The organism is Ignavibacteriota bacterium (genome assembly GCA_016713565.1).
GTDB lineage: Bacteria > Bacteroidota > Ignavibacteria > Ignavibacteriales > Melioribacteraceae.
Map to the genome: position 1 here is coordinate 810105 of JADJOX010000008.1, position 25245 is coordinate 835349.

A 25245-nucleotide genomic window follows, 5' to 3' on the forward strand; every position below is an offset into this window, starting at 1 on the left:
TATTAGAAATATGAATGAAAAAGTTAAAATAAAATTTCTGGATGGTTCGGAAAAAGAATTTGAGAATGGTATTACACCTTTGCAAATTGCCGAATCGATTTCTTCAAGATTAGCTGAAGATGTTCTGGTTGCCAAAGTCAATTCCAAAATGGTTGATCTAAAAAGTCCAATCATTTCGGATGCGTCTATTCAACTTTTTACATTCAATGATGAATTGGGAAGAGAAACATACTGGCATTCTACTTCGCATTTAATGGCTCACGCTATTCAGTCAATTTATCCTGAAGCAAAATTCGGCGTTGGTCCTGCAATTGAAGGTGGATTTTATTATGATTTTGATATTAATACAAAAATTACTGAAGCTGATTTAGTTAAAATTGAAAACAAAATGTTGGAAATCGCAAAGCAAGATAATGCATTCAAGCGTCAAGAATTATCGAAGAAAGAAGCTTTGGATTTTTTCACAAATACTGGTGACCAATATAAACAAGAAATTATAAGCGAACTTGATGGTGAAACACAAACAATAAGTCTTTATCATGAAGGGAATTTTACCGATTTATGTACCGGTCCTCATGTACCATCAACGGGAAAAATAAAATATATTAAACTGATCAATATTTCAGGATCATATTGGCGTGGTGATGAGAAACGTCAAAGTTTACAAAGAATTTACGGCGTTTCATTTCCAAAAAAGAAAATGCTCGATGAACATTTGGAATTGTTGGAAGAGGCAAAAAAACGCGATCATCGAAAATTAGGAAAACAGCTCGGGCTTTTCAGTATTGAAGAAGAAGCAGGTCCGGGTTTAATATATTGGCATCCAAAAGGCGCAAGAATTAGAAATACAGTTGAAACTTTTTGGCGTGCCGCACACTTAAAGAATGGTTACGAATTAGTTTATTCTCCGCATATTGGAAAAAGCTGGCTTTGGGAAACAAGCGGACATCTTGTAAATTATAAAGAAAGTATGTTCGCGCCAATGAAGATAGATGAACAGGATTATTACATCAAACCAATGAACTGTCCTTTTCATATAATGATGTACAAAGCAAATCTTCATTCATATAGAGATTTGCCGTTTAGATGGGCAGAATTAGGAACTGTTTACCGTTTTGAAAAAAGCGGAGTTCTTCACGGACTTTTAAGAGTTAGAGGTTTTACGCAAGATGACGCGCATATATTTTGTGCGCAAGAACAGATTGAAAATGAAATCATAGAAGTAATCCGTTTTTCAAATTATATGTGGAAGACTTTTGGTTTCGAGAAATTAAAATATTATGTTGCTACTAAACCCGAAAAAGCCGTCGGCAGCGATGAACTTTGGGAAAAGGCGACTAATTTACTCAAGAAAGCATTAGATTCAGAAAATTTAGAATTTGAAATGGATGAAGGCGGCGGTGCTTTTTATGGTCCTAAAATAGATATTAAAGTAAAAGACGCGCTTCATCGAGAATGGCAGATGAGTACGATTCAGTTTGATTTTAATTTGCCGGAACGCTTTGATATGAAGTATATCGGCGAAGACGGAAAAGAACATCGTCCATTCATGGTTCACAGAGCCTTGTTTGGATCGATTGAAAGATTTATAGGAGTTTTAATTGAACATTTCGGCGGAGCTTTTCCAACTTGGCTCGCTCCGGTTCAAGTTGCGGTAATTCCCGTATCTCAAAATTATTTAGATTATGCCGAGACCGTTAAAAAGAGGTTATTTGAAAATGATATTCGAGTTGAATTGGATTCGAGAAACGAAAAGATCGGCTATAAAATAAGAGAATGGGAAGTTCAAAAAGTGCCTTATATGTTAATTTTAGGCGAAAAAGAAAAAGAATCAAATACAATTTCTGTGAGAAAGCATAAAGAAGGCGACAAAGGTTCTTCAAATTTAGAAGAATTTTTAGTGAATCTTAAAGCAGAAATAAATAAATTATCCATTAACTAATTTGGAGGTTTTCATCGCTCAAGAAAAACTGCGAGTAAATGAAGAAATAAGACATCCTGAGGTTAGAGTACTTGACGCAGATGGTCAGCAGCTAGGAATTTATACTTCATTCAATGCATTAAAAAAAGCACAAGAACTAGGTTTGGATTTAATTGAAATAGCTCCTCAAGCTAAACCGCCTGTTTGTAAAATTATTGACTTTGGTAAATTTCAATATGAACAACAAAAAAAGGAGAAAATTCAAAAGAAAAAGCAGCATGTTACCGTTTTAAAGGAAATTAGGCTGCATCCGAATACGGATAAACATGATTTTGATTTCAAATCCAGACACGCTGAAAAATTTCTTAGCGAAGGAAACAAAGTTAAAGTTTCTGTAATTTTTAAAGGCCGGGAACTTGCATACAAAGAACACGGCAAAGAATTATTAGTTAAGTTTCTTGAAAATTTGGACGAAGTTTCATTAATAGAACATGAAATTAAATTTGAAGGAAAAGCCATGCACGCAATCCTTCAACCAAAAAAAATTAAAAGTAAAAAGATAACTAAGTAGGTAAATTATGCCAAAAATGAAAAGTAATAGAGGTGCTTCAAAAACTTTTAGAAAAACCGGTTCCGGTAAAGTTAAAAGAAATAAAGCATTTAAATCTCATATTCTTACAAAAAAAAGTACAAAAACTAAACGAGGTTTGAGAAAAGCTACACTTGTTTCTGATGCTGATTTAAAACGCGTAAAAACAATGTTACAATAAAAGGAGTTTGTGAAAAATGCCTAAAGCAAAAAATAATGTTGCATCACGTGCACGTAGGAGAAAACTATTAAAACTTGCAAAAGGTTACTGGGGTTCAAGAAGTAAAGTTTATACCGTTGCAAAACATTCTGTAGAAAAAGGTTTACAGTTTGCTTACAGAGATAGAAAATTCAAAAAGAGAACTTATAGAAATTTATGGATTGTTAGAATAAATGCTGCTGCAAGATTAAACGGTACAACCTATTCAAAATTAATTGACGCAATGAATAAAAAAGGTGTTGAGATCAATAGAAAAGTTCTTGCCAACTTAGCTGTTGAAAATCCTAATGCTTTTTCAGATATTGTAAAATTTGTTGCTGCATAATTTTTACCCCTAAAAATCTTCCAAAATATGGCAGATTAATTTTAGGGGTATTTTTTTAAATTCTAGAATTGCTATGAAAGATAAAATAGAAAAAATAAAACAAGAATTTCTTTTTGATTCAAGCAATATTTCTGATCCGTCTTCCTTAGAAAATCTGCGTATTAAATATTTTTCACGTAATGGAATTTACGCCCAGCTTTTTGAAGAATTTAAAATTCTTCCAAAAGATGAAAAACCAAAGTTCGGTAAAGTTCTTAATGATGAAAAAAATTTAGCACAAAATATCTTTGACGATTTGAAAAATAAAATTGAAGCGAATAACAAGACTCACAAAGAATATTTTGACATTACACTTCCCGGTAGAGTAAATAAGATTGGCGCGCTTCATGTATTGACGCAGACTTTAAACGAAATTAAAGCAATTTTTAAAGGTCTCGGGTTTTCTGTTTATACGGGTCCTGAAATTGAATCTGATGAAAATAATTTTGAATTGCTTAACTTTCCCGATGATCATCCTGCAAGAGATATGCAGGATACTTATTTTATTAATGAGTCGTTTTTACTTAGGACACATACTTCACCGGTTCAGGTAAGATTGATGAAAAACAATAAACCTCCATTTAGAGCAATAATGCCGGGTAGAGTTTACCGTAATGAGGCAATTAGCGCCAAAAGTTACTGCTTGTTTCACCAAGTTGAAGGATTAGTAATTGATACTGATATTACGTTTGCCGAACTTAAAGGAACATTGGTTTATTTTGCCAAACAACTTTTTGGAGAAAATGTAAAATATAGATTTAGAGCAAGCTTTTTCCCGTTTACAGAACCTAGCGCCGAAGTAGATATTTGGTGGCAGCCAAAAGGGAAAGAAGGCAAATGGCTCGAAATTCTCGGATGCGGAATGGTTGATCCTAATGTTTTGAATAATTTAAATATTGACTCGGAAAAATATATCGGTTACGCCTTTGGAATGGGTATTGAAAGAATGGCTATGCTTAAATACGGCATTGACGATATTAGGCTTTTCTTTGATAATGATAAAAGATTTTTAAATCAATTTAAATAAGTTGAGGAATTTGTTTTGATAGTTTCACTAAATTGGCTGAAAGAATATGTTGATCTCAACGGGATTTCCGTTAAAGACATCGTTGATAAATTAACTACTTCCGGATCAGAAGTTGAAGAAGTAATTGACAGATCAAGCGAGTTTGAAAATATTACAATTGCCAAAGTTGAAGATGTTAAAAAACATCCTAATGCCGATAAGCTTTCGGTATGCAAGGTTAATGACGGTACAAAGATTTACGATGTTGTATGCGGTGCGCCAAATGTAAAAGCCGGACAAACCGTTGCCTTCGCCAAAGTTGGGGCAGTAATTCCAAACGGAAAATTTGAAATTAAAGAAGCAAAAATTAGAGGCGAAAAATCTTCGGGAATGATTTGTGCCGAAGATGAACTTGGCTTGTCGGATGATCATTCAGGAATAATGATATTAGATGAAAATTTAAAAATTGGTGAACCGCTTGCAAAAGCGCTGAATATGGATGATGTTATACTAGAAGTTGCTATAACGCCAAACCGTTCAGATGAATTAAGTCACATTGGTTTGGCCAGGGATCTTTCCGCTATTTTTAATAGATCATTAACAATTCCAAAAATAAAAACAAGTTATTCGTTAGTTGATAAAAATAAATTTGCCGAAATAAAAATTGAAAATCTAAGTGCTTGTCCCCGATATTGCGGCATTGTTGTTAAAAATGTTAAAGTCGATGAATCGCCTAAATGGTTAAGAGATAGACTTACAGGCATTGGACTTCGTCCAATAAATAATATTGTTGATATAACCAATTTTGTACTTCATGAAGTTGGTCAGCCTTTGCACGCATTTGATTTGGATAAAATTTCTGGAAGTGAAATTGTTGTAAAAAATTTTTCCGGTGAAGGAAAGTTTACAACTTTAGATTCAAAAGAAAGAAATATGCGTTCATCGGATTTAATGATTTGCGACGCTGAAAAACCCGTGGCAATTGCCGGTGTGATGGGTGGAGAAAATTCAGAAGTAACTTCTACAACAAAGAATATTTTAATTGAAAGCGCTTATTTCAATCCTTCATCTATCAGGAAAACGGCTAAACGCTTGGGATTATCTTCCGATGCTTCTTACAGATTTGAAAGAGGTATCGATCCAAATGGAACATTAGCGGCTGGATTAAGAACCGCAGAATTGATAAAAGAAATAGCCGGCGGCGAAATTATAAATGAAATAATTGATATTTATCCAAATAAAATTGAGCCGAAATTACTTAGCGTTCGATTTTCCCGTATTGAGAGAATTTTGGGATTTAAAATTTCCAATGAAAATGTTAAATCAATTTTTATGGGATTAAAGTTTGATATAACCAAAGAATCCGATGATCTTCTCGAAGTTAAAGTTCCAACATTCAGAAATGATATAGAACGAGAAATAGATCTAGTGGAAGAAATTATAAGAATTTACGGACTTGACGAAATTCCGCCCGTTCAAAAAATTTCTTTATCGTTAGATAAAAAAGTTGACGAAACGGATTTTGAAAATTCAATACGAAATAAATTTACCGCATTAGAATTCAATGAAGTTATATGTAATTCTTTGCTGAGCGAAGAAAAAATTATTGATGGAAAAAATCCTATTAAAGTATTAAATCCGCAAAGTACGGAAATGTCTACTTTAAGAACTTCCTTACTGCCTGGAATTTTAATGAACATTTCAAGAAATCTTAAAGTAAAAGAAAACGATTTAATGTTTTTTGAAATTGGACAAGTTTTTTCAAAAAAAAATTATGAAATTAAATCATTTGAAGATTTTGAAGAGAATCAAAATTTAACATTTGCGGTTTGCGGCGAAAGAATAAATTCAACATGGTACCAGAAAAGTCAAAATTTTGACATATATGATTTGATTGGGATAAATGACAACATTATAGAACAATTAAATATTAATGCTAAAATTGAAAAAAAATATAATTTAGAAAGCAATGTTTGTGAATTTGGATTTGAACAGAGAATTGGTAGTAATGTTATTGGTACCGGCGGAAAGTTAAAAAAAGAAATTTTGGAAAAATTTGAAATTTCCAAAGATGTTTATTTTGCCGAATATAATTTATCTCAATTAAGAAAATTAGATAAATTAGTCAGGAAAAGTCAGCCTTTGTTAAAATATCCAAAGGTTTTTAGAGATTTCAGCTTTATTTTAGATAAGAAAATTACCTATTCCGAAGTTTTAAATACAATAAAAGATTCTAGCTCAAAGCTATTGAAAAATGTAAATTTATTTGATATCTTTGAAAGTGAAACATTAGGTTCGGATAAAATAAGCCTTGCGTTTCAGTTAGAATATTTTGATGAAACCAAAACTCTGCGCGAAGATGAAATAGATGTGGAATTTTGGAAAACGATTGAGGCTGTTAAAACTAAATTTAACGCAGAATTAAGAGGTTAATGTGAGTGAATCAACTAAATATGATTTATTCATGAAAGAGATTGAATCATTGGAATCAGTGATTCAAAGTCATGTTTCAGAAACCGAAAATGTAACAAACGAAAAAAATGCATTAAAGCAAAAAGTAGACAGTTTAACAAAAGAAAACGATGTACTGATTTTAAAAATTAAAGAATTGGAAAAAAAATTAAACACTGCTGAAGATAAATCTTCAACGGTAGGAATTAAAAAATCAACATTAGATTTACAAGAAAGACAAAACTTAAAAAGTCAGATTGATGATCTAATTGCGAGAATTGATTATCATATAAGGTCGTAGTTTTAATTAACAAATTGTGTAGGATATTTTTAGGTACAGAATAGACAAAATGTCAGAAAAAAAGAAGCTTAAAGTAAAAATATTTGATAAAGAATTTTCATTGCTCGTAGAAAATGAAGAAATTGCAACAGAATTGGCAAATTATGTAAATAAAATTATGGATGAAACGAAAACTGAGTTAAAAGATCAACCGTCGGAAACAATAGCCATAATTGCAGCATTAAATATTGCATATGATCTATCCGTTGAAAAAAATAGGTTTAGGGAATTTAGTATACAAGCAACTGACAAAATAAAAAAAATAAAGCTTCTTTTAGATAAATCTGATATTGAGTCCATTCCATCATAAAATTTCCGCACTGCCAATTAATACATGAAAAACTAACAGAGTTCATTTAGGGTTTCTGACTCACAATGTGTATTACAGGCCTCAATCCGATTCGTCGGATTCCGGAAACGGACTAGTGGAAGTAAAAAGCATTGGGCAGTTACCCACACTAATAAGGATGAGTTTTTCCATCCTTAGTTGGCAGTTGCGGGTTTATTTCCGGAGGGGAAATGGATTTAAGTAACCCGTTTATTATACTTTTATTGGTCATCGTTTTTTCCGCAGTAGCTTTTTATCTAGGCTGGCTGATACATTCGAAAATTGCCGCAAATAAGATCAGTGTCGCTAACGAACGTGCCGCAAATATAATTTCCGAAGCTGAAAAAGAAGCCAAAAACATCAAACGTGAAAAATTGTTGGAAGTTAAGGATGAATGGCTAAAAAAGAAACAAGAATTTGATATTGAAAAAAATACAAAACAGCAGAAAATGTTGGCTTATGAAAAGAAGATTGAACAAAGAGAGCAAAGTTTAGAAAAAAAGTATGAACTTGTTTTAGAAAAGGAAAAAGAAAATAAAGAATCTGAAAAACAAAATAAAAAACATCAAGAAATTCTTGAGAAAAAATTTGAAGAAGTTGAAAAACTGATTGCGGAACAAAATATTAGATTGGAAAAAACAGCAGGATTAACAAAAGATGAAGCAAAGAAGATGTTGATGGAAAATGTAATTGACATGGCAAAATCTGACGCTTCGCAATTTGTTAATGAGATTAAAGAAAAAGCAAAATCTGAAGCAAAAAAAGAAGCTCAAAAAATTGTTGTTCAAGCAATTCAAAGAACAGCTGTTGATCATTCTGTTGAAACAACCGTTTCAGTTTTACAAATTCAAAACGATGAGATGAAAGGTAGAATTATTGGAAGAGAAGGCAGAAATATTAGAGCATTTGAAGCCGCAACCGGTGTTGATGTAATTGTTGATGATACACCCGAAGCCGTTATTCTTTCGGCATTTGATCAGTACAGAAGAGAAATTGCAAGAATTGCCTTAGAAAGATTAATTGCTGACGGAAGAATTCATCCTTCAAGAATTGAGGAAGTAGTTAAAAAAGTTGAGCAGGAACTTGAAGAAGAAATTCAAAAAGAGGGAGAAAATATTCTTATTCAACTTGGAATTCACGGAGTTAATAGAGATCTAGTTAAATTTATTGGAAGAATGAAATACCGTTCTAGTTACGGTCAGAATCTGCTTCAACATAGCATTGAAGTAGCTTATATAACGGGATTTATGGCAGCTGAACTTGGTTTGGATCAGCAAATTGCCAAACGTGCCGGATTATTTCACGATATTGGTAAAACTGTTGACAAAAGTATAGAAGGACCTCACGCTTTAATTGGAGGTGAATTACTTAAAAAATATAAAGAACATCCAATTGTTATAAATGCAGCGGCAAGTCACCACGAAGACGTAGAAATGACACACGCAATTTCGGCTTTGGTTCAATCTGCCGATGCAATTAGCGGCGCACGTCCGGGCGCTAGGAGAGAACCATTGGAAGGATATGTAAAAAGATTAGAAAACCTTGAAGGAATTGCCAGCACATTTGAAGGTGTTGCTAAAACTTACGCAATTCAGGCAGGAAGAGAAGTAAGAGTTGTTGTTGAACCGGATAAAGCCGATGACCAGTTTTCAGAAAAATTGGCGGAAGATATCGCTCATAAAATCCAAGAAGAAATGGAATATCCCGGACAAATAAAAGTTACGGTTATACGTGAAGTCAGAAAAATAGCTTACGCAAAATAAATTTTATTAAATACCGGATGTATCCGGTATTTTTTTTAATATGAACAAATTAAAAATCGGTATAACAGGCGGAATTGGCACTGGTAAAACAACTGTCGCAAAAATAATTGAAGCGAATGGTTTTACTGTTTTAAATGCCGATGATACTGCGCGAAAATTAATGCAGACCGATAAAGAAATTCGCAGAAAACTGATTGAAAAATTCGGCAGCGAAGTTTTTATTGATAACAAATTAAATTCAAAATTTATTTCCAATATTGTTTTTAACGATAAAAATAAATTAAAACTATTAAATTCAATCGTTCATCCTGCCACAATTAAAAATATCTCTGAAGAAATTACGGAAAGACAAAAAACTGAAAATCTTATTTTTGTTGAATCAGCGTTGGTATTTGAAGCAAAAATGGAAGAACTTTTCGATCACGTTTTGTTAGTAACAGCTGATGATGATAAGAGAATTGAACGAATAAAAATTAGAAACAATTATTCAGATAGTGAAATATTAAAAATTATTGAAAATCAAATCCCTGAAAACATAAAGAAATCTAAATCCGACTTTATTATAATCAATAATGGCAATTTAGAAGACCTAAAAACAAAGACAGAGTTTTTCTTGAGACTTTTTAATTCGTTATAAAATCACATTTCCTTCATACATTTCTTGATTAGCAATCTTTGAACATTTATTTTTCATGTATTAAAATTGAGGTAAATGTGGAATTATTAAACAAATCTATTGTAAATTTTGTTAAACTGCTTCCTAAGTCAATAGTGCATATTTTTGCGAAAAAATATATTGCCGGAGTTGATTTACAAGATGCCGTAAATGTAGTAAAATTGTTAAACGCAAAAGGTATTTTTGCAACTTTAGATGTTTTAGGTGAAGCGATAAAAACCAAAGATGAAGCAATTGATGAAAAAGAAGAATGTTTCAAAGTTCTAAACGCAATTGATCAAAATAATTTAAAAGCAAATCTTTCAGTTAAACCGACTTCTTTAGGTTTAAGCATTGATGAAAATTTTTTCTATAATCAGCTTAGAGAAGTGTTAACGCATGCAAAAAAACTAAATAACTTCGTTAGGGTAGATATGGAAGATTCTCCTTACACTTCTTCAACAATAAGGATATTTAAAAAATTGCAAAGTGAGTTTGATAATGTTGGTATTGTTGTTCAGGCTTATCTGAAGCGTACTGAAAATGATGTAAAGGATCTTAATTCGACCAAAACAAACTACAGATTATGCAAAGGTATTTACATTGAGCCGGATGAAATTGCGTATAAAAATAAGCAGTCAATTAGAGATAATTACTTAAAACTTTTAGAAATGATGCTGAAGAATGGAAGTTATGTAGGTATTGCGACACATGACGATTATTTGGTAAACGGCGCATATAGAATTATTGATGATATGAAATTGTCCAAAGATAAATATGAATTTCAAATGCTTTACGGAGTTACTGAAAAATTAAGAGACAAAATTAATTCCGATGGACATAAAATAAGAATCTATGTGCCTTACGGTAAAAAATGGTATGCGTATTCAATAAGAAGAATGCAGGAAAATCCCGAGATAGCAGGACATATTGCAAAAAGTATTTTTAAGTTCAATTAATGATAGTTCTTGGAATTGAAAGCTCGTGTGATGAAACTTCAGTATCACTATTAAAAGATGAAAATGTAATTGTAAATTTAATTTCATCTCAGCATTTCCATAATAAATTTGGCGGTGTAATTCCCGAATTATCAAGCAGGGCACATCTACAACAAATTATACCGTTGGTTAGAAATGCGTTAGATAATAGTGGTTTGAAACTTAACGATATTGATTTAATTGCGGCTACAGCAGGACCAGGTTTAATTGGCGCTTTATTGGTCGGTTTAACATTCGGTAAAAGTTTATCGCTTGCTTTAAACAAGCCGTTTGTTCCAGTAAATCATATCGAAGGACATATTTTTTCGGGATTTTTAATGAACGAAAAACCCCAGTATCCGTTTCTTTGTTCGGCAGTTAGCGGCGGACATACTTTACTGCTTTTGGTTAAAAGCGAATTTGAAATTATTAAACTCGGTTCCACAATTGACGATGCGATAGGAGAAGCTTTTGACAAAGTATCAAAAATGCTTAAACTGGGTTATCCCGGCGGACCGTTAATTCAAAAATATGCTGAAACAGGAGATGAAAATTTCATAAAATATCCAATTGCTAGAACAAAGAATAAATATGATTTTTCGTTCAGCGGTATTAAAACTTCGGTACTTAGATCAATTGAAAATATTGAAAAAGATAGACCAATAAATGACGAAGATAAAAAAAATATTTCGGCTTCTTTTCAAAATGCCGCGGTTAACGCTATTTTAAAAAACATAATTCACGCAATAAATGAATTTGATGTAAAATGTATTTCGCTTGTTGGCGGAGTTGCCGCAAATTTAAAATTAAGAAATGAATTAAAACTTCTTGGGAAAAAATTTAGTAAAAGAATAATAATTCCTGATATGGAATATTGCGGAGATAACGCAGCAATGATAGCGTTACGCGGATATCAATATTTTAAAGGAGGCTATAGATTTTCATTAAATTCTAATGCTTTTCCAAATCTTACTAAAGATTATTTTGAGAATAAAATACTGTAAATTATATTTAAAAATTATGGCAAAAAAAAATAGAAAAAGTTTTCTAAAACCTACAAAGTCAAAAATATTTTTTGGAATTGGGTTATTGGTTTTTATAACAGGTAATTTCATCTTTATGTTTTATAAACCAAATTACAACGGAACTTCAAAGTCCGTAATTTTAAACATTGCTTCTGGTGAAACATTCAATTCAATTGTTGATTCACTCTATGAAAAGAACATAATTCATAATAAATTTTATTTTAAGGCCGCGTCACATATTTACAGCGCTGATAGAAACATTAAAGCGGGAAATTATGAAATTCCCGATGGAACTAATTACAAAGAATTATTAAAAATTTTAATTCAGGGTAAACCAAAAGGTCAAAAATTAGTAACAATTCAGGAAGGAATTTGGCATGAGAAATTAGCGGCGCTTCTTCAAGATGAATTGGGAATATCAGCAAAAAAATTTATGAAATTATCCAATGATGAGAAATTTATTAAAAGTTTAAACCTAAACACAAAATCTTTAGAAGGTTATTTGCTTCCCGAAACTTATTATTTTTATAAAGGAATAAGTGAAGAAGATATAATTAAAAAGTTATCAAATGAAGTAAAAAAAATATTTGAGCAAAAAGATGTTATTGATCAATTGAAACTAATGAATATGAATCAAAATCAGATTTTAACTATGGCTTCAATAATTGATGGTGAATCAAATGATTTTAAAGAGTTTGGCAGAATTGCAGGAGTTTATTATAATAGACTTAGAAAAAATTGGAAACTGCAGGCTGATCCAACAATTCAATATATTTTAAGAAAAAACAACGCTAAGGTAAATCAAATTCTTTATAAAGATTTAGAGATAGATTCCAAGTTTAACACATATATGTACTATGGTTTACCGCCGGCTCCAATTAACAATCCCGGAAAAGAAGCAATTATGGCCGCAATATTTCCGGAAGAAAATAATTATTTTTATTTTGTTGCTGATGGAAAAGGCGGACACGTATTTTCAGAATCATCAACCGAACATGAACGACAAGTAAACAGGTACAGAATTTGGCGAGAAAACAACAAGTAATATTTCCTATTTTATTTGCAGTTACAATTTTGTTAATGATAGGCTGCGCAAATCAACTTTCACCTCCCGGCGGAGAAAAGGATATTATTCCGCCAAAAATATTGGAATCATTTCCCGAAAACGGAACGACAAATTTTGATAAAGATTTTATTGAACTTACTTTTTCCGAATATGTAACTAAACGAACTGTTAATGACGCTTTTTTCATCTCACCAATTTTGGAAAGCACGCCGGAATTTTCATGGACTAATAAATCTGTGGAGATAACTTTCAAAGAAAAGCTCAAAGAAAACACAACTTATTCAATTGTTATTGGTACAGAAATTACGGATGTAAACAATAATAACAAAATGACAGAACCATTTATCCTTACGTTTTCAACCGGAAGTAAAATAGACAGCGGAAACATTAGCGGTAAAGTTTATGCAGATAAAGTAGATGAAATAATGATCTTTGCTTATAAAAAAAATGTGGATTCATTAAACATTTATAAAAATAAACCGGATTATGTTTCGCAGGTTAACAAAACCGGTGAATATAAAATTAATGGTTTGGGCAATGGTGAGTATGAATTGTTTGCGGTTAAAGATGAATTTAAAAACTTGGTTTACGACAAAGGTGAAGATCAAATTGGATTTGCCTCCGGAAGCGTAGTAATTCAAGATTCTGCTAATAAGGTTTATGATGTAAATTTTTTTATGACAAAAGAAGATACACTTCCGCCTAATATATTATCCGCGACTATGACGGATAAAAATCATATTGTAGTTGAATTCAGTGAACCAATAGATAGCTCTAAAATGAGCGCAGATAATTTTTCAATAGTCGACTCAACACAAAATAAAACTTTTAACGTAAAGAATTATTTTAAAGGCAATGTTAATAAAAGTGAATATGTCCTTTGTATCAATGATTCTTTGAATGATGAAAACAATATTTATTTATCTGCGCATGATATTTTTGATTTGAATAAAAACAAAATTTTGAGTCAAAGTATTAATTTTACTCCAAGCAACAAAGTTGATACGAATTATATAAAGATTACACAATTAGTAACTGACTTAGCAAAGAATACAATTGATTATCATCAGCCGAAATTTACCATTAATTTTTCAGATGGATTTGATACAAAAATACTTAACACGGCATTGGTAATTCTTGATCCTGACAGCAATTCAATAAAATTTAATTTCGAAAAAATAAATGATGCCTCTGTAAAAATAATTCCGCTAAATGATTTGAAGCCAAAAACAAATTATAAAGTTAAAATTAACTTTAAGAACATTACGGATTTAGTCGGAAATAAAGTTGATACAATTGTTACAAATAAATTAACAACAATAAATAATTTGGATTTTTCAGGTGCAAGTGGAAAAGTTGTTACCAAAAAGAAAAATACAAAAGCTGTTCTTAAGAACCTTGAAAATAAAAAAATGCAGATTCAAAAAGATGTTTCTAAAGACGGTATTTTTAATTTTGAACGACTGAATCCGGCAAAATATTTACTCTGGTTTTACAGTGACGCCGATTCGAATAATAAATATTCATTTGGTAATTTTGATTCACTAAAGTATTCCGAGGAATTTTATTTTTATCCTGATACTTTGAACTTAAGAGCGCGCTGGCCGGTCGGTGATATCGAAATAAATTATTAAACTATTATGAGAATGATATGAATGAACAATTAATAGAATGCGTACCTAATTTTTCCGAAGGCAGAGATTTAAATATTATTAAACAAATTACAGATGAAATTGAAAAGGTCGGCAATGTAAAACTCCTCGATGTAGATCGCGGTGCCGATATGAACAGAACTGTTGTTACTTTTATTGGTGATAAAAATGGAGTTGCCGAAGCGGCATTCCAGGCAATTAAAAAAGCTTCTGAACTTATAGATATGTCAAAGCATTCCGGCACTCATCCCCGAATGGGCGCAACCGATGTTTTTCCGTTTATTCCGGTAAACGGAATTACAATTGAAGAATGCGTACAATTATCAAAGGATGTTGCAAAAAGAGTTGGTGAGGAATTAAAAATTCCGGTTTACTTATATGAAAAATCCGCGCGAAAAACAGATAGAAAAAATCTTGCAGTAATTCGTAAAGGTGAATACGAAGGTTTATCTGAAAAATTAAAAGATGAAAATTGGAGACCCGATTTTGGTCCAGTTGAGTTTAATAAAAGAAGCGGCGCGACAGTAATTGGTGTGAGAGAATTTTTAATTGCTTATAACATAAATTTAAATACTAGAGAAAAACTTCATGCAATTGATATAGCTTATGAGTTAAGAGAAAAGGGAAGATCGGCGAGGAGACCTGCATCATTTCCGTATTACTATAAAAGTGAAAATGTTATTAAGTATGAAAAAGATATTTATCCTTGCGGTGAGTGCGATTTTAACGGAAAAACAATAAGTGAAACAATTAAGCATTGCAGCGAAGTTCATGGTTATGATCTTACCGAATTATTAAAGTTAAATGATATTAACCCCGATTCGCCTGAAGGTGAATCTGTAAAGAAAAAAGGACTATTCAAAAATTGCAAAGCAATTGGCTGGATAGTAAATGAATTCGACAGATCTCAAATTTCTATTAATTTAACTGATTATAACGTTACATCAATGCACGATGTTTTGGAAGCGGCGCGTAAATTAGCCGAAGAAAGAGGAATTGTTGTAACCGGAAGTGAAATTGTCGGATTAGTTCCGTTTAATGCGCTTTATCAATCGGGCAAGTATTACTTACAAAAACAGCAAAGATCAACCGGAATTCCGGTAAAAGATATTTTAAACTCAGCGGTTCAATCATTGGGATTAAATGACGTAAATGATTTTAGAATTTCGGAAAGAGTGTTAGGATTACCTAAAAATTCTGACGACGCTTTGGTTGAGATGACCTTATATGATTTTGTCGACGAAGTTTCAAGGGAAACTCCGGCTCCCGGCGGCGGTTCAATTGCGGCGCTTGCAGGAGCTTTAGGAGCGGCTTTATCTTCAATGGTAAGCAATTTATCATCATTTAAAAAAGCTTCTGAAAATATTGATGAACTTCTAAATTCCACTGCTGAAAAATCTCAGCAAATAAAAAACGAATTAATGAAGGCGATAGATGAAGACACACACGCGTTTAATGATTTTATGAACGCGAAAAGATTGCCGAACAATTCCGCAAGTGAAAAAGAAATAAGAAAACAAGCAATGCAGAACGGATTAAAAAAAGCGGTACTTGTACCGCATAAAACTGCTGAATTATCTAAAGAAGTAATTGATATTTCATTAATTGTCGCGAAAAACGGAAATCCGAATTCAATAACCGATGTTGGCGTGGGTGCACAAATGGCTTACTCAGGTGTAATTGGTGGGATTTATAATGTTCTTATAAATCTTAAAGAAATAAAAGACGTGGAATTTTGTAATTCTATGAAAGACAAATGCGGCAATTTAAAAAAAGACGCACAGTTAGCATTAGAAGAAGTTTTAAATTATGTTGAATCGAAAATAATGTAAAATTTTAATTGCGTTTTTTGTTCTTAATTGGATAATTTTAAATACGATTTTATTGTATTATTCTCAAAATTATTTATTATTTACAGATTCACTTTATACTGAATTGACAATTTGCGAGGAGGAAAAATGAAAACTTCGTGGTTGTTGTTAAGTGTGTTTGTGTTAAATCCTATTTTACCATTCCCAAACAATTCTCAAAATTTAAAGATCTATCAAATCATTGGTAAAAAAATGGATTACGTTGTTTCTCACTTTGGAAAACCGGCGCATCAAGACCGTAGTAACAAAGAAATGCAATGTGTATTTTACAAAACTGATAATTCTCAATCGGTTTTTGTTGCTAACAAGGCTGAAGTTTTTCAAGCAGAGTGTTCAAAAACATTTGATTCAAAATCAGCAGCGGATAACGAATTGATTTCACTGATCAAAGGCTGTAAAAATGAAGGTTATGAAATTGATACGTTAAACATATCTGAATACAATATGAATATTCCCGGAATAAAGATCAATGTTTCATTATTTGAAAATAATTTTTCAAAAAAATATGAAATTAAAGTTAAGGCGAATAAGTCGGTTGGATTAAAATAAATCAAAATACAATCGTCTTTTTCCCATATACCAAAATTCTGTTTTGGCTTTGCAGCAGAAGCGCTCTCGCGAGAACGAGTCTTTCCAGATCTCTGCCCTTCGTAATAAGATCTTCCAAGGAATCATTGTGGGTAATTTTAATTATATCCTGTTCAATAATCGGGCCTTCGTCTAATTGGCTTGTAACATAGTGACTTGTAGCTCCAATAATTTTTACGCCTCTTTCGAATGCTTGTTTATATGGATTTCCGCCGATAAATGCGGGTAAAAATGAATGGTGTATGTTGATAATTTTGTTAGGAAAATTTTTTACAAATTCTGGAGAAAGAATTTGCATATATCTTGCTAGAACTATTAATTCAACATTGTTGTGTTTTAGTAATTCTAATTCTTTTAACTCAATTTCAGGTTTATTTAATTTATTAATTTCAAACACGTAAAACGGAATTTTATAATGTTCTGCTAAACCTTTTAGATCAGGATGATTGGAAATAATGAGTTTAAGATTTATGTTTAACTCAGATAAACTGTTTCTCCATAAAATTTCCTGCAGACAATGATCATATTTTGAAACAAAAATTGCTGCATTTTGTTTTTCATCTTCAAATTTAACTTCCCATTTTGAATTAAATTCACCTGCGAGTAATGAAAAGGATTCAGTAATTTCAGATTTGCTATTTTTACTTTCGTCAAAGTTCCAAGCGACTCTTACAAAAAACATTTTTTCAATTTGATCTACGTGTTCGTCCAAATCAATAATATTTCCATTTAGTTCGTAAATCAGTTTAGTAATCTTATAAACTAAACCTTTTTGATCTTTACAGCTTAAGAGCAGTATGGCAATATTGTTCATGTCAAAGTTTTGTAGATTGTTTATTATTCAAAAAAAAACGTTATTTGTAATAGTAAATTTTAAGCTTATTTTTTCAAACATATAAAAAAAATATTTAATATTTATTAATAATTAGGCTTGTGTAAAATATCGGAGTAATTTTTATGAAGAAAATATTGAAAATAACGGGAATAATATTTGTCGCATTAATTTTATTTATTTTAATAATTCCTTTCTTTTTCAAATCTCAGATAACAGACCTTATTAAAAATGAAGCAAATAAAAATTTAAATGCAACTTTAAATTTTAGTGATGTCGGATTAAATTTATTTTCCAGTTTCCCCAATCTATCTTTATCGATGAACGATCTTTCAATAGTAAATAAAGCGCCGTTTGAAGGAGATACGGTTTTCAGCAGTTCAAATCTTAGCTTGTCAATAAATTTAATGAGTGTTATTTCCGGCGATAAAATTAAAATAAATTCCTTCAAGATGATAAATCCAAAAGTTTTGGTTTTTATTTTAAAAGACAGTACAGCTAATTATAAAATATTTCCCGAAGAGAATAAAAATGAGACTACTGAAAATGAATCTGATGGTAAAATATCGGTTGATCTAGAATCTTATGAAATTGTTAATGGTAAAATTGCGTATATCGATCAAACTTCAAATATGGTTGCCGCTATTAATGGATTAAATCATACCGGCGATGGTGATTTTAGTCAAGATAATTTTATTTTAAGAACAAAAACTGATGTTAAAGAATTAACATTTGAAATGAACAATATAAAATTCTTAAATAGAGTAAGCGCTGAATTGACAATGGACTTAGATGTTAATCTAAAGGATATGAAATTTATTTTGAAAAATAATCAGCTGAAAATGAATAACTTAGTTCTTAATTTGGATGGAGGAGTTGAATTTCCGAATGATGAACTTTTCGTTGATTTTAAATTTAACGCTCCCTCCGCAAGCTTTAAGGATATTCTTTCATTAGTACCTGCAATTTATAAAAATAATTTTGCTGACTTAAAAGCAAATGGAACTGCTAATTTATCCGGTAATTTAAAAGGTAAATCTACGGATGATTTAATTCCAGCTTTCAATTTAAAAATAAATGTTGCTAATGCTGATTTCAGTTATCCGCAATTACCAGTTCCTGTTAAAAACGTTAACGTAGATTTAACAATAGCAAATAACGACGGTATAATTAATAACACAATAATTGACTTGAGCAAAATTCATTTTGAACTTGGAAAAGATCCTTTTGATGGAAAATTAAAAGTTACAAATATTAAAGAATCGCCTTTTGTTGATGCAATGATGAAAGGAGTAATCAATTTAGATAATTTGAAAAATGCGATTAAATTTGAAAATATAACTACACTGAGCGGAATTATAAATTCCGATGTAAGTTTTACGGGAAATTTGCAGACTGAGCAGCAAAATTATGAAAATATAAATGCAAACGGAAAAATGAAATTGCAGAATTTTAAGTATAAATCTATTGATTTAAAAGAAGAAGTTAGTATTCCTAATGCGGAGCTTAGTTTTACGCCAAAAAAGGTTGAGTTGAAATCATTTAGTACAAAAATAGGTGAGAGCGATTTGAGCGCTTCCGGGGAATTGAACAATTTGATTTCATTTTTTCTTGCCGATGGAATTTTAGTTGGAAAATTAAATGTTACATCAAACTATTTTAACATGAATCCTTTTATGTCCGAAGATGAAAGCACTACTCCGAAAAAGTCAGATTCCGTAAAAATTTCCGCAATTAATATTCCTAAAAATGTTGATTTTGTTTTATCATCTACAATAAAAAATTTAATTTTCGATAACCTTGATATCAAAGATTTTAAGGGAAAACTAATTGTTAAAAACAGCAAAGTTATAATGGAAAACTTATTTATGAACTTACTAAACGGTTCATTGGCAGGCAATGGTTATTACTTTAAAGACGAATTAACGGAAAATCCTGAAGTAAATTTCTCAATGAATATTTCCAATTTCGATATAAACAAAACTTATAATTCTTTTATCACTGTTAAACAGTTTGCTCCGATTGCGAAATATATTCAAGGTAATTTCAGTTCAACTCTTTCGTTTACAACTAATCTGAATAACGAATTAGTGCCTGATTGGAACAGTTTTAACAGCAACGGGAAACTTAGTTTGACATCAATTGAGATTAAAGGTTTCAAACCTTTTACAACTTTGGGAAATATTTTGAAAATATCCGAACTATCAAATCCGAGTATTAAAAATGTTAATCCTTCTTTTAAAATTGAAAACGGTAAATTTTTTATTTCACCTGTTTCCTATAAAATTGCTGATTATGACGTTACATTATCAGGTTCGAACAGTATTGATCAATCAATTGACTATACAATGGATATCGATATTCCAGCTGGCAATTTACAAAAATCAGCAAATTCAGCAATTAGCGGACTACTAAAAAAAGATCTGAATATTATTAAAAGTGATAAAGTAAAAGTTAAAGCATTGATTGGTGGAACAATTGATTCGCCTAAAATTACTACTTCCGCAACAGACATTGCAAAAGATATTGTAAAGGATGCTGTTGAAGAAGTGAAAGACAAAGTTGTTGAAGAGGCAAAACAAAAAGTTGATTCCTTGAAAACACAAGCTGAAAATAAAATTAAAGAGGAAGCAAAGAAAAAGGAAGAAGAATTAAAGAAAAAGCTTGAAGAAGAAGCCAAAAAGAAAATGAAAAATATTTTTAAATTCGGAAAAAATTAATTTATTGAGTTTTATTTTTTTTTGACATAAAGCAATTTCTTAGTAAGTTTGTATTATATTTTCATTAGGGGTGTCACAATAGTGACTGAGAACAAACCCTTGAACCTGATCCGGGTAATGCTGGCGTAGGGAAATGAGTTTCAGATCTATTATAAAACCTTTTCTCTATGGGAATTGGTTTTTTTGTTTTAAACCATTCTCATTAAAATCCCTTTTGAAAATTTTTTATTTTTTTTGAAAGGAATTCACAATGAAATATTTTTTAATAATTATCTGTTTATTTGCTAAAATTATTTTTGCTCAAAATTATGAGATTAACGGAGTAGTAATTGACGGCAAAACAAATCTGCCATTGGCTTCAGCTAATGTTTATTTATCCAACCATAATATCGGTACTTCGGCAAATCTTGATGGTAAATTTAATTTAGCTGCAAATTCAATTAAAAATGACAGCTTAATAGTCAGCTATATAGGTTACAAATCGCAAAGAATTGCGCTGGAAGAATTTTTAAGATCTGACAGAATCATTAAACTCGAATGGATTGATTATAAACTTCAGTCCGTGATTGTTAACGCAATAATATCGGATGTAAAAAAGTCGCCGACTTCATTTTCAACGATTGAAAAAAAAGAAATTGAAAAAAATTATTCTGTTCAAGATGTTCCTGAGTATTTAGCTAACTTACCATCGGCGACCTCATATTCCGAAAATGGAAATGGAATTGGTTATAATTATTTGAGCATTCGAGGATTTGATCAAAGAAGGCTCTCAATTTCCGTTAATGGAATTCCCCAAAACGATCCTGAAGATCATAATATTTATTGGCTTGATCTTCCCGATCTGCTTGAAAGCACTGAACTGATTCAAGTTCAGCGAGGAGCGGGCGCTGGAGCTATTGGTTATCCATCAATTGGCGGATCGATAAATATTATTACATCTCCATTTTCAGATAAACCCAATTTTGATCTGGCTATCACTACCGGAAGTTTTAATATCAAAAAGTACAGCGCAAAATTTGCTAGCGGATTGATTGATAATAAATATTCGATTTATGCAAAACTTTCTAAAATTATTAGCAGCGGATATAGAGACAGAAGCTGGGCCAATTTTAATTCCTATCATATTTCCGCGGCAAGATATGACAAAAACGTTACAACGCAAATCAATTTTTTCGGCGGACCAATTTCAGACGGATTGGCTTATACCGGCTTACCTAAATTTGCAATAAGCGATAAAAATTTACGAAAGGAAAATTTTTCATATTGGGAAGCTGATCAAGATTCTTATACTTATAATGTTGAGCGAAAAAAATCGGAGATTGAAAATTTTTCTCAACCGCATTTCGAATTATTAAATGAAATTAAGATTGCCAAAAACCTTACGTTAAACAATGCGTTGTTTCTTGTTTTAGGCGAAGGGTTTTTTGATTACGACGGTTCGTGGTCAATTTATTATGATGATTATTTCAGATTAAAACAAAACGGTTTTGATAGCAATTTTATTCCGCAAAACTCAATTATTCACGCGGTGGTTAAAAATAAGCAGTGGGGAATTATTCCAAGATTGACTTGGGATCATAATAATGGTACTTTAGTTACAGGTTTGGAATATAGAAATCACAGATCAAAACATTGGGGAAATTTAAGATATGCGGAAAATATTCCATTAAATGTTTCTCAAGATTATCAATATTATTATTACGAAGGAGGTAACGATATTTTTAATTTTTATGTAAATGAAAACTATAGTTTACTTCCTAATTTAAATATAATGGGAGAAATTCAACTATCTTATCATAGTTACAAATTATTCAATGAAAAATATTTGAACAACGATTTTACCGTTAGCAATTTATTTACAAATCCAAGATTTGGAGTAAATTACAAATTCAATAATTACGTAAATACTTACGTTTCAGTCGCCAAAGTGTCGCGCGAACCAAGATTAAAAAATTATTATGACGCGGCGGAATCAAGCGCCGGCGAAATTCCTCAATTTGAAATTTACGGATCTGGTAATTATAATTTTAATAAGCCGCTAGTAAATCCCGAAAGAATGACCGACATCGAACTAGGGGCGCGATATTTAGCTCCCGGACATACTTTGAATTTTAATTTGTTTTATATGTCTTTTAAGGATGAAATTGTTAAGCAAGGTCAGCTTGATAGATTCGGTCAGCCGATAACCGGAAACGTCGATGGCTCAATTCATATGGGTATTGAAGTAGAAGGATCGTACCGATTTTTAGAAAATTTCGAATTAATTTTAAATACATCTTATAGTAAAAATTATATTAACCAAGGGATCACATTCATAAATTCTTATGATAATTTAGGAAATGAACTAACAAAGGAAATTAATCTATCTGATAATTTAATTTCCGGGTTCCCAAACTTTTTATTTAATGCTGTATTAAAATATGAATACAAAAGCTTAAATTTAAATCTGAGTTCTAAATATGTCGGAAAATACTATTCTGATAATTATGGAGATGATTTTCAAAAAATGTTATTTGAAAATCCGGGATTTGTAAATTATTTTGACAACGTTGTCGATCCGTATTTTTTAATGAATATTTTCGGAAGTTATGAATTTGAAATTAACTCTTTCGCTAAATCCGCAAAATTGTTTTTTCAATTGAACAATGTATTGAATAAATTATATGCGGCATACGCAACCGGAGGTGACTTTTTTCCTGGGGCGGAAAGAAATTATCTAGTTGGTCTTAAATTGAATTTATAATGTTTGAAGAATTGATTTTATGAAAAAAGCAATTTTAATCGCCAATGGCGAAAGTCCATCGAAAAAAATAATAAATTATTTTAAGTCTATTGGATACGGCACAATTGTTTGTGCGGACGGAGGCGCTAACTCCGCAAAAAAAATAAATTTAATTCCGGATATTATAGTCGGTGACTTAGATTCAATTTCCGAAAAGGCATTAAATTTTTATAAAGATAAATGTTTAATAATAAAAATATCCCGACAAAATGATACTGATGTTGAGAAAGCATTAAAATATTTGATAAAGAAAAAATTCTCGGAAGTCATTTTATTAGGTGGAACGGGAGACAGACTTGATCATTCATTTTGCAATATTGGAATAGTAATTAAATTTTATCATAAAATAAAAATAACTTTACTTCATAAAAATTCACTACTGCGGGCTTATTCGGGGAAAATAATTTTAACTGCTCAAGAGGGCGAAACCATATCGCTATATGGAATTGATGATAAAACAAAAATTTCATCATCAGGATTAAAATACCCCTTAAAAAATATTTCATTGCCGTTTGGTAAAAAAGAAAGTACTAGCAACTTAGCGGTTTCGCAAAATATAAAATTAAAAATTGAAGGCGGAATAATTTTAATTATAAGAGATTATCATACAATGGTAAAGCATGGTTTCATTTAGTTATTTAGATATTTTCATCATTGTCATTTTCTTTATAATACTTATTTCAATCGGTTTTATATCTTCATTTAGATCATCACAAAATAACAGTGAAGAGTATTTACTTTCCGGCAGAAATGTTGGATTGGTATTATTCATTTTGAATAATGTTGCAGCTTGGTATGGCGGAATTCTTGGTGTTGGCGAATTTTCATACAGGTTTGGATTAGTAAGCTGGTTTACTCAAGGATTTCCATACTATATTTTCGCGTTTATATTTGCATTGACTTTCGCGGAAAAGATCAGATCGGCAAAGCTTTATACGATTCCGGATAAATTAGAAATTGTTTATGGAAAAAATGTAAGTTTAATTTCCGCAGTGTTAGTATTCATCTTAGTTTCACCGGCTCCATATTTATTGATGATGGCTCAAATAGTAGCTTTAATTTTTAATATAAATTTTTTCCTTGCATTAATAATAAGTGCGGCATTAGTAAGTATTTATATGTTTAAGGGCGGCTTTAAATCAAATATTTGGGTGGATGCTTTTTCTTTTATAATTATGTTCTTAGGTTTTATTATTATAGTTATAGTGGCCGCAAATAGTTATGGCGGATTATATTTTCTTGAAAATAATTTACCAAAGCAGCATTTAACATTAACCGGAGGAAATTCATACACATTTATTTTTGTATGGTTTTTAATTGCGTTATGGACATTCACCGATCCCGGATTTCATCAAAGATGCTATGCTGCTAAAAGCGGAAAAATTGCGAAATACGGAATTTTATTTTCAATTTTATTCTGGATATTTTTTGATTTTTTAACAAACACTACCGGTTTATACGCAAAAGCAATTTTACCTAATCTAACTAATCCGGTTTTAACTTTCCCTTACTTGGCGGATAAAATTCTGAATTCTGGACTAAAAGGAATATTCTTTGCCGCAATGATCGCTACAGTTTTATCAACATTAAACAGCTTTATCTTTTTAAGCGCAACGACATTTAGTATTGATTTTATACAAAGAATTCAAAAATATTCTTCAATATCTGATTTTAAATATTTATCAAAGATAAAATTTTTAAGATACTTTTTAATAAAAAATGAATTAGATGATAGCAAGTCACTTATTCTTTTAACACAATTTGGCATTTTTTTTACCGTAATATTTTCAATCATACTTGCGTATTACTTTAAATCTGTTGTTGAACTTTGGTATTTAATTGGAAGTATATGCATACCCGGATTGATTCTAATAGTCATTTCTGCATATTATCAAAACTTAAAAACCGCAAAGATTTATGCGTTAATTGAAATTATTTTTGGAGTTTTTTCAAGTTTTGTTTGGATTTTTATCAGAAATTTATTTGAGGGAACATTTTTATATGAAATTGAACCAATGATCGTAGGTTTAATAATATCATTAGTAATTCATATTTGGGGAATAAAAAAAGCCAGACTCGAAAGTCTGGCTTAATT

Annotated in this window: 21 protein-coding genes and 1 riboswitch; of the genes, 20 read left to right on the forward strand and 1 reads right to left on the reverse strand. The window is 31.0% G+C overall.

Going from position 1 to position 25245, the window contains the following annotated elements; translation table 11 throughout:
* Positions 1–10: 10 nt before the first annotated feature.
* The 16 genes from thrS to IPK06_18280 all read left to right on the forward strand — a co-directional run bounded on the left by thrS (position 11) and on the right by IPK06_18280 (position 16777).
* Positions 11–1942: a threonine--tRNA ligase gene (gene thrS, locus IPK06_18205; GenBank protein ID MBK7981900.1), complete on the forward strand. Its 1932-nt coding sequence runs from the start codon at positions 11–13 to the stop codon at positions 1940–1942.
* A 28-nt stretch (positions 1943–1970) separates the two neighbouring features.
* On the forward strand, positions 1971–2492 hold the full coding sequence (locus IPK06_18210) for a translation initiation factor IF-3 (protein ID MBK7981901.1): 522 nt from the start codon (positions 1971–1973) through the stop codon (positions 2490–2492).
* A gap of 7 nt (positions 2493–2499) precedes the next feature.
* On the forward strand, positions 2500–2691 hold the full coding sequence (gene rpmI, locus IPK06_18215) for a 50S ribosomal protein L35 (GenBank protein MBK7981902.1): 192 nt from the start codon (positions 2500–2502) through the stop codon (positions 2689–2691).
* A 16-nt stretch (positions 2692–2707) separates the two neighbouring features.
* A complete protein-coding gene (gene rplT, locus IPK06_18220; protein ID MBK7981903.1) occupies positions 2708–3055 on the forward strand; it encodes a 50S ribosomal protein L20 in 348 nt (115 codons plus the stop codon).
* A 73-nt stretch (positions 3056–3128) separates the two neighbouring features.
* Positions 3129–4121, forward strand: coding sequence for a phenylalanine--tRNA ligase subunit alpha (pheS, locus tag IPK06_18225; GenBank protein MBK7981904.1), 993 nt, complete (start codon positions 3129–3131; stop codon positions 4119–4121).
* A 15-nt stretch (positions 4122–4136) separates the two neighbouring features.
* Complete coding sequence (locus tag IPK06_18230; GenBank protein ID MBK7981905.1) at positions 4137–6533, forward strand: phenylalanine--tRNA ligase subunit beta; 2397 nt, start codon at positions 4137–4139, stop codon at positions 6531–6533.
* A gap of 1 nt (position 6534) precedes the next feature.
* Positions 6535–6852, forward strand: coding sequence for a hypothetical protein (locus IPK06_18235; protein ID MBK7981906.1), 318 nt, complete (start codon positions 6535–6537; stop codon positions 6850–6852).
* 49 nt (positions 6853–6901) lie between these two features.
* On the forward strand, positions 6902–7201 hold the full coding sequence (zapA, locus tag IPK06_18240; protein ID MBK7981907.1) for a cell division protein ZapA: 300 nt from the start codon (positions 6902–6904) through the stop codon (positions 7199–7201).
* 209 nt (positions 7202–7410) lie between these two features.
* On the forward strand, positions 7411–8982 hold the full coding sequence (gene rny / locus IPK06_18245; protein ID MBK7981908.1) for a ribonuclease Y: 1572 nt from the start codon (positions 7411–7413) through the stop codon (positions 8980–8982).
* Positions 8983–9022: 40 nt separating this feature from the next.
* Entirely contained in the window at positions 9023–9619 is a 597-nt protein-coding gene (locus IPK06_18250; protein ID MBK7981909.1) for a dephospho-CoA kinase, read from the forward strand.
* Positions 9620–9696: 77 nt separating this feature from the next.
* Positions 9697–10596 (forward strand): proline dehydrogenase family protein, encoded by a 900-nt coding sequence (locus IPK06_18255; GenBank protein MBK7981910.1) that lies wholly within the window; start codon positions 9697–9699, stop codon positions 10594–10596.
* A complete protein-coding gene (gene tsaD, locus IPK06_18260; GenBank protein ID MBK7981911.1) occupies positions 10596–11618 on the forward strand; it encodes a tRNA (adenosine(37)-N6)-threonylcarbamoyltransferase complex transferase subunit TsaD in 1023 nt (340 codons plus the stop codon). The genes IPK06_18255 and tsaD overlap by 1 nt, the downstream gene beginning before the upstream one ends.
* Positions 11619–11634: 16 nt before the next feature.
* Positions 11635–12684, forward strand: a complete 1050-nt coding sequence (gene mltG / locus IPK06_18265) for an endolytic transglycosylase MltG (protein MBK7981912.1) — start codon at positions 11635–11637, stop codon at positions 12682–12684.
* Positions 12663–14339 (forward strand): Ig-like domain-containing protein, encoded by a 1677-nt coding sequence (locus IPK06_18270; protein MBK7981913.1) that lies wholly within the window; start codon positions 12663–12665, stop codon positions 14337–14339. The genes mltG and IPK06_18270 overlap by 22 nt, the downstream gene beginning before the upstream one ends.
* 17 nt (positions 14340–14356) lie before the next feature.
* Positions 14357–16189, forward strand: a complete 1833-nt coding sequence (ftcD, locus tag IPK06_18275) for a glutamate formimidoyltransferase (protein ID MBK7981914.1) — start codon at positions 14357–14359, stop codon at positions 16187–16189.
* Positions 16190–16315: 126 nt separating this feature from the next.
* Positions 16316–16777 (forward strand): hypothetical protein, encoded by a 462-nt coding sequence (locus tag IPK06_18280; protein ID MBK7981915.1) that lies wholly within the window; start codon positions 16316–16318, stop codon positions 16775–16777.
* A gap of 1 nt (position 16778) precedes the next feature.
* On the opposite strand, the gene purU is transcribed toward IPK06_18280, so the two are convergent.
* Positions 16779–17630 carry a formyltetrahydrofolate deformylase gene (gene purU, locus IPK06_18285; GenBank protein MBK7981916.1) on the reverse strand — a complete coding sequence of 284 codons (852 nt, stop codon included), beginning with the start codon at positions 17628–17630 and terminating at the stop codon, positions 16779–16781.
* Between the two features lie 143 nt (positions 17631–17773).
* On the opposite strand from purU, the gene IPK06_18290 reads away from it, so the two are divergent.
* The 4 genes from IPK06_18290 (at position 17774) to IPK06_18305 (ending at position 25243) form a co-directional block, all read left to right on the forward strand.
* Complete coding sequence (locus tag IPK06_18290; protein MBK7981917.1) at positions 17774–20368, forward strand: AsmA family protein; 2595 nt, start codon at positions 17774–17776, stop codon at positions 20366–20368.
* Between the two features lie 56 nt (positions 20369–20424).
* Positions 20425–20517: riboswitch (TPP riboswitch) on the forward strand.
* A gap of 101 nt (positions 20518–20618) precedes the next feature.
* Entirely contained in the window at positions 20619–23111 is a 2493-nt protein-coding gene (locus IPK06_18295; protein MBK7981918.1) for a TonB-dependent receptor, read from the forward strand.
* A 19-nt stretch (positions 23112–23130) separates the two neighbouring features.
* Positions 23131–23784, forward strand: coding sequence for a thiamine diphosphokinase (locus tag IPK06_18300; protein ID MBK7981919.1), 654 nt, complete (start codon positions 23131–23133; stop codon positions 23782–23784).
* Complete coding sequence (locus tag IPK06_18305) at positions 23771–25243, forward strand: sodium:solute symporter family protein (protein MBK7981920.1); 1473 nt, start codon at positions 23771–23773, stop codon at positions 25241–25243. Before IPK06_18300 ends, IPK06_18305 begins: the two co-directional genes overlap by 14 nt.
* Positions 25244–25245: the final 2 nt, after the last annotated feature.

What these genes read in the sequence shown, in the direction of transcription:
- thrS (MBK7981900.1), top strand. Translation starts at nt 11, where the DNA reads ATGAATGAAAAAGTTAAAATAAAATTTCTGGATGGTTCGGAAAAAGAA.
- rpmI (MBK7981902.1), top strand. Translation starts at nt 2,500, where the DNA reads ATGCCAAAAATGAAAAGTAATAGAGGTGCTTCAAAAACTTTTAGAAAA.
- rplT (MBK7981903.1), top strand. Translation starts at nt 2,708, where the DNA reads ATGCCTAAAGCAAAAAATAATGTTGCATCACGTGCACGTAGGAGAAAA.
- pheS (MBK7981904.1), top strand. Translation starts at nt 3,129, where the DNA reads ATGAAAGATAAAATAGAAAAAATAAAACAAGAATTTCTTTTTGATTCA.
- zapA (MBK7981907.1), top strand. Translation starts at nt 6,902, where the DNA reads ATGTCAGAAAAAAAGAAGCTTAAAGTAAAAATATTTGATAAAGAATTT.
- rny (MBK7981908.1), top strand. Translation starts at nt 7,411, where the DNA reads ATGGATTTAAGTAACCCGTTTATTATACTTTTATTGGTCATCGTTTTT.
- IPK06_18250 (MBK7981909.1), top strand. Translation starts at nt 9,023, where the DNA reads ATGAACAAATTAAAAATCGGTATAACAGGCGGAATTGGCACTGGTAAA.
- tsaD (MBK7981911.1), top strand. Translation starts at nt 10,596, where the DNA reads ATGATAGTTCTTGGAATTGAAAGCTCGTGTGATGAAACTTCAGTATCA.
- mltG (MBK7981912.1), top strand. Translation starts at nt 11,635, where the DNA reads ATGGCAAAAAAAAATAGAAAAAGTTTTCTAAAACCTACAAAGTCAAAA.
- ftcD (MBK7981914.1), top strand. Translation starts at nt 14,357, where the DNA reads ATGAATGAACAATTAATAGAATGCGTACCTAATTTTTCCGAAGGCAGA.
- IPK06_18280 (MBK7981915.1), top strand. Translation starts at nt 16,316, where the DNA reads ATGAAAACTTCGTGGTTGTTGTTAAGTGTGTTTGTGTTAAATCCTATT.
- purU (MBK7981916.1), bottom strand. Translation starts at nt 17,630, where the DNA reads ATGAACAATATTGCCATACTGCTCTTAAGCTGTAAAGATCAAAAAGGT.
- IPK06_18290 (MBK7981917.1), top strand. Translation starts at nt 17,774, where the DNA reads ATGAAGAAAATATTGAAAATAACGGGAATAATATTTGTCGCATTAATT.
- IPK06_18295 (MBK7981918.1), top strand. Translation starts at nt 20,619, where the DNA reads ATGAAATATTTTTTAATAATTATCTGTTTATTTGCTAAAATTATTTTT.
- IPK06_18300 (MBK7981919.1), top strand. Translation starts at nt 23,131, where the DNA reads ATGAAAAAAGCAATTTTAATCGCCAATGGCGAAAGTCCATCGAAAAAA.
- IPK06_18305 (MBK7981920.1), top strand. Translation starts at nt 23,771, where the DNA reads ATGGTTTCATTTAGTTATTTAGATATTTTCATCATTGTCATTTTCTTT.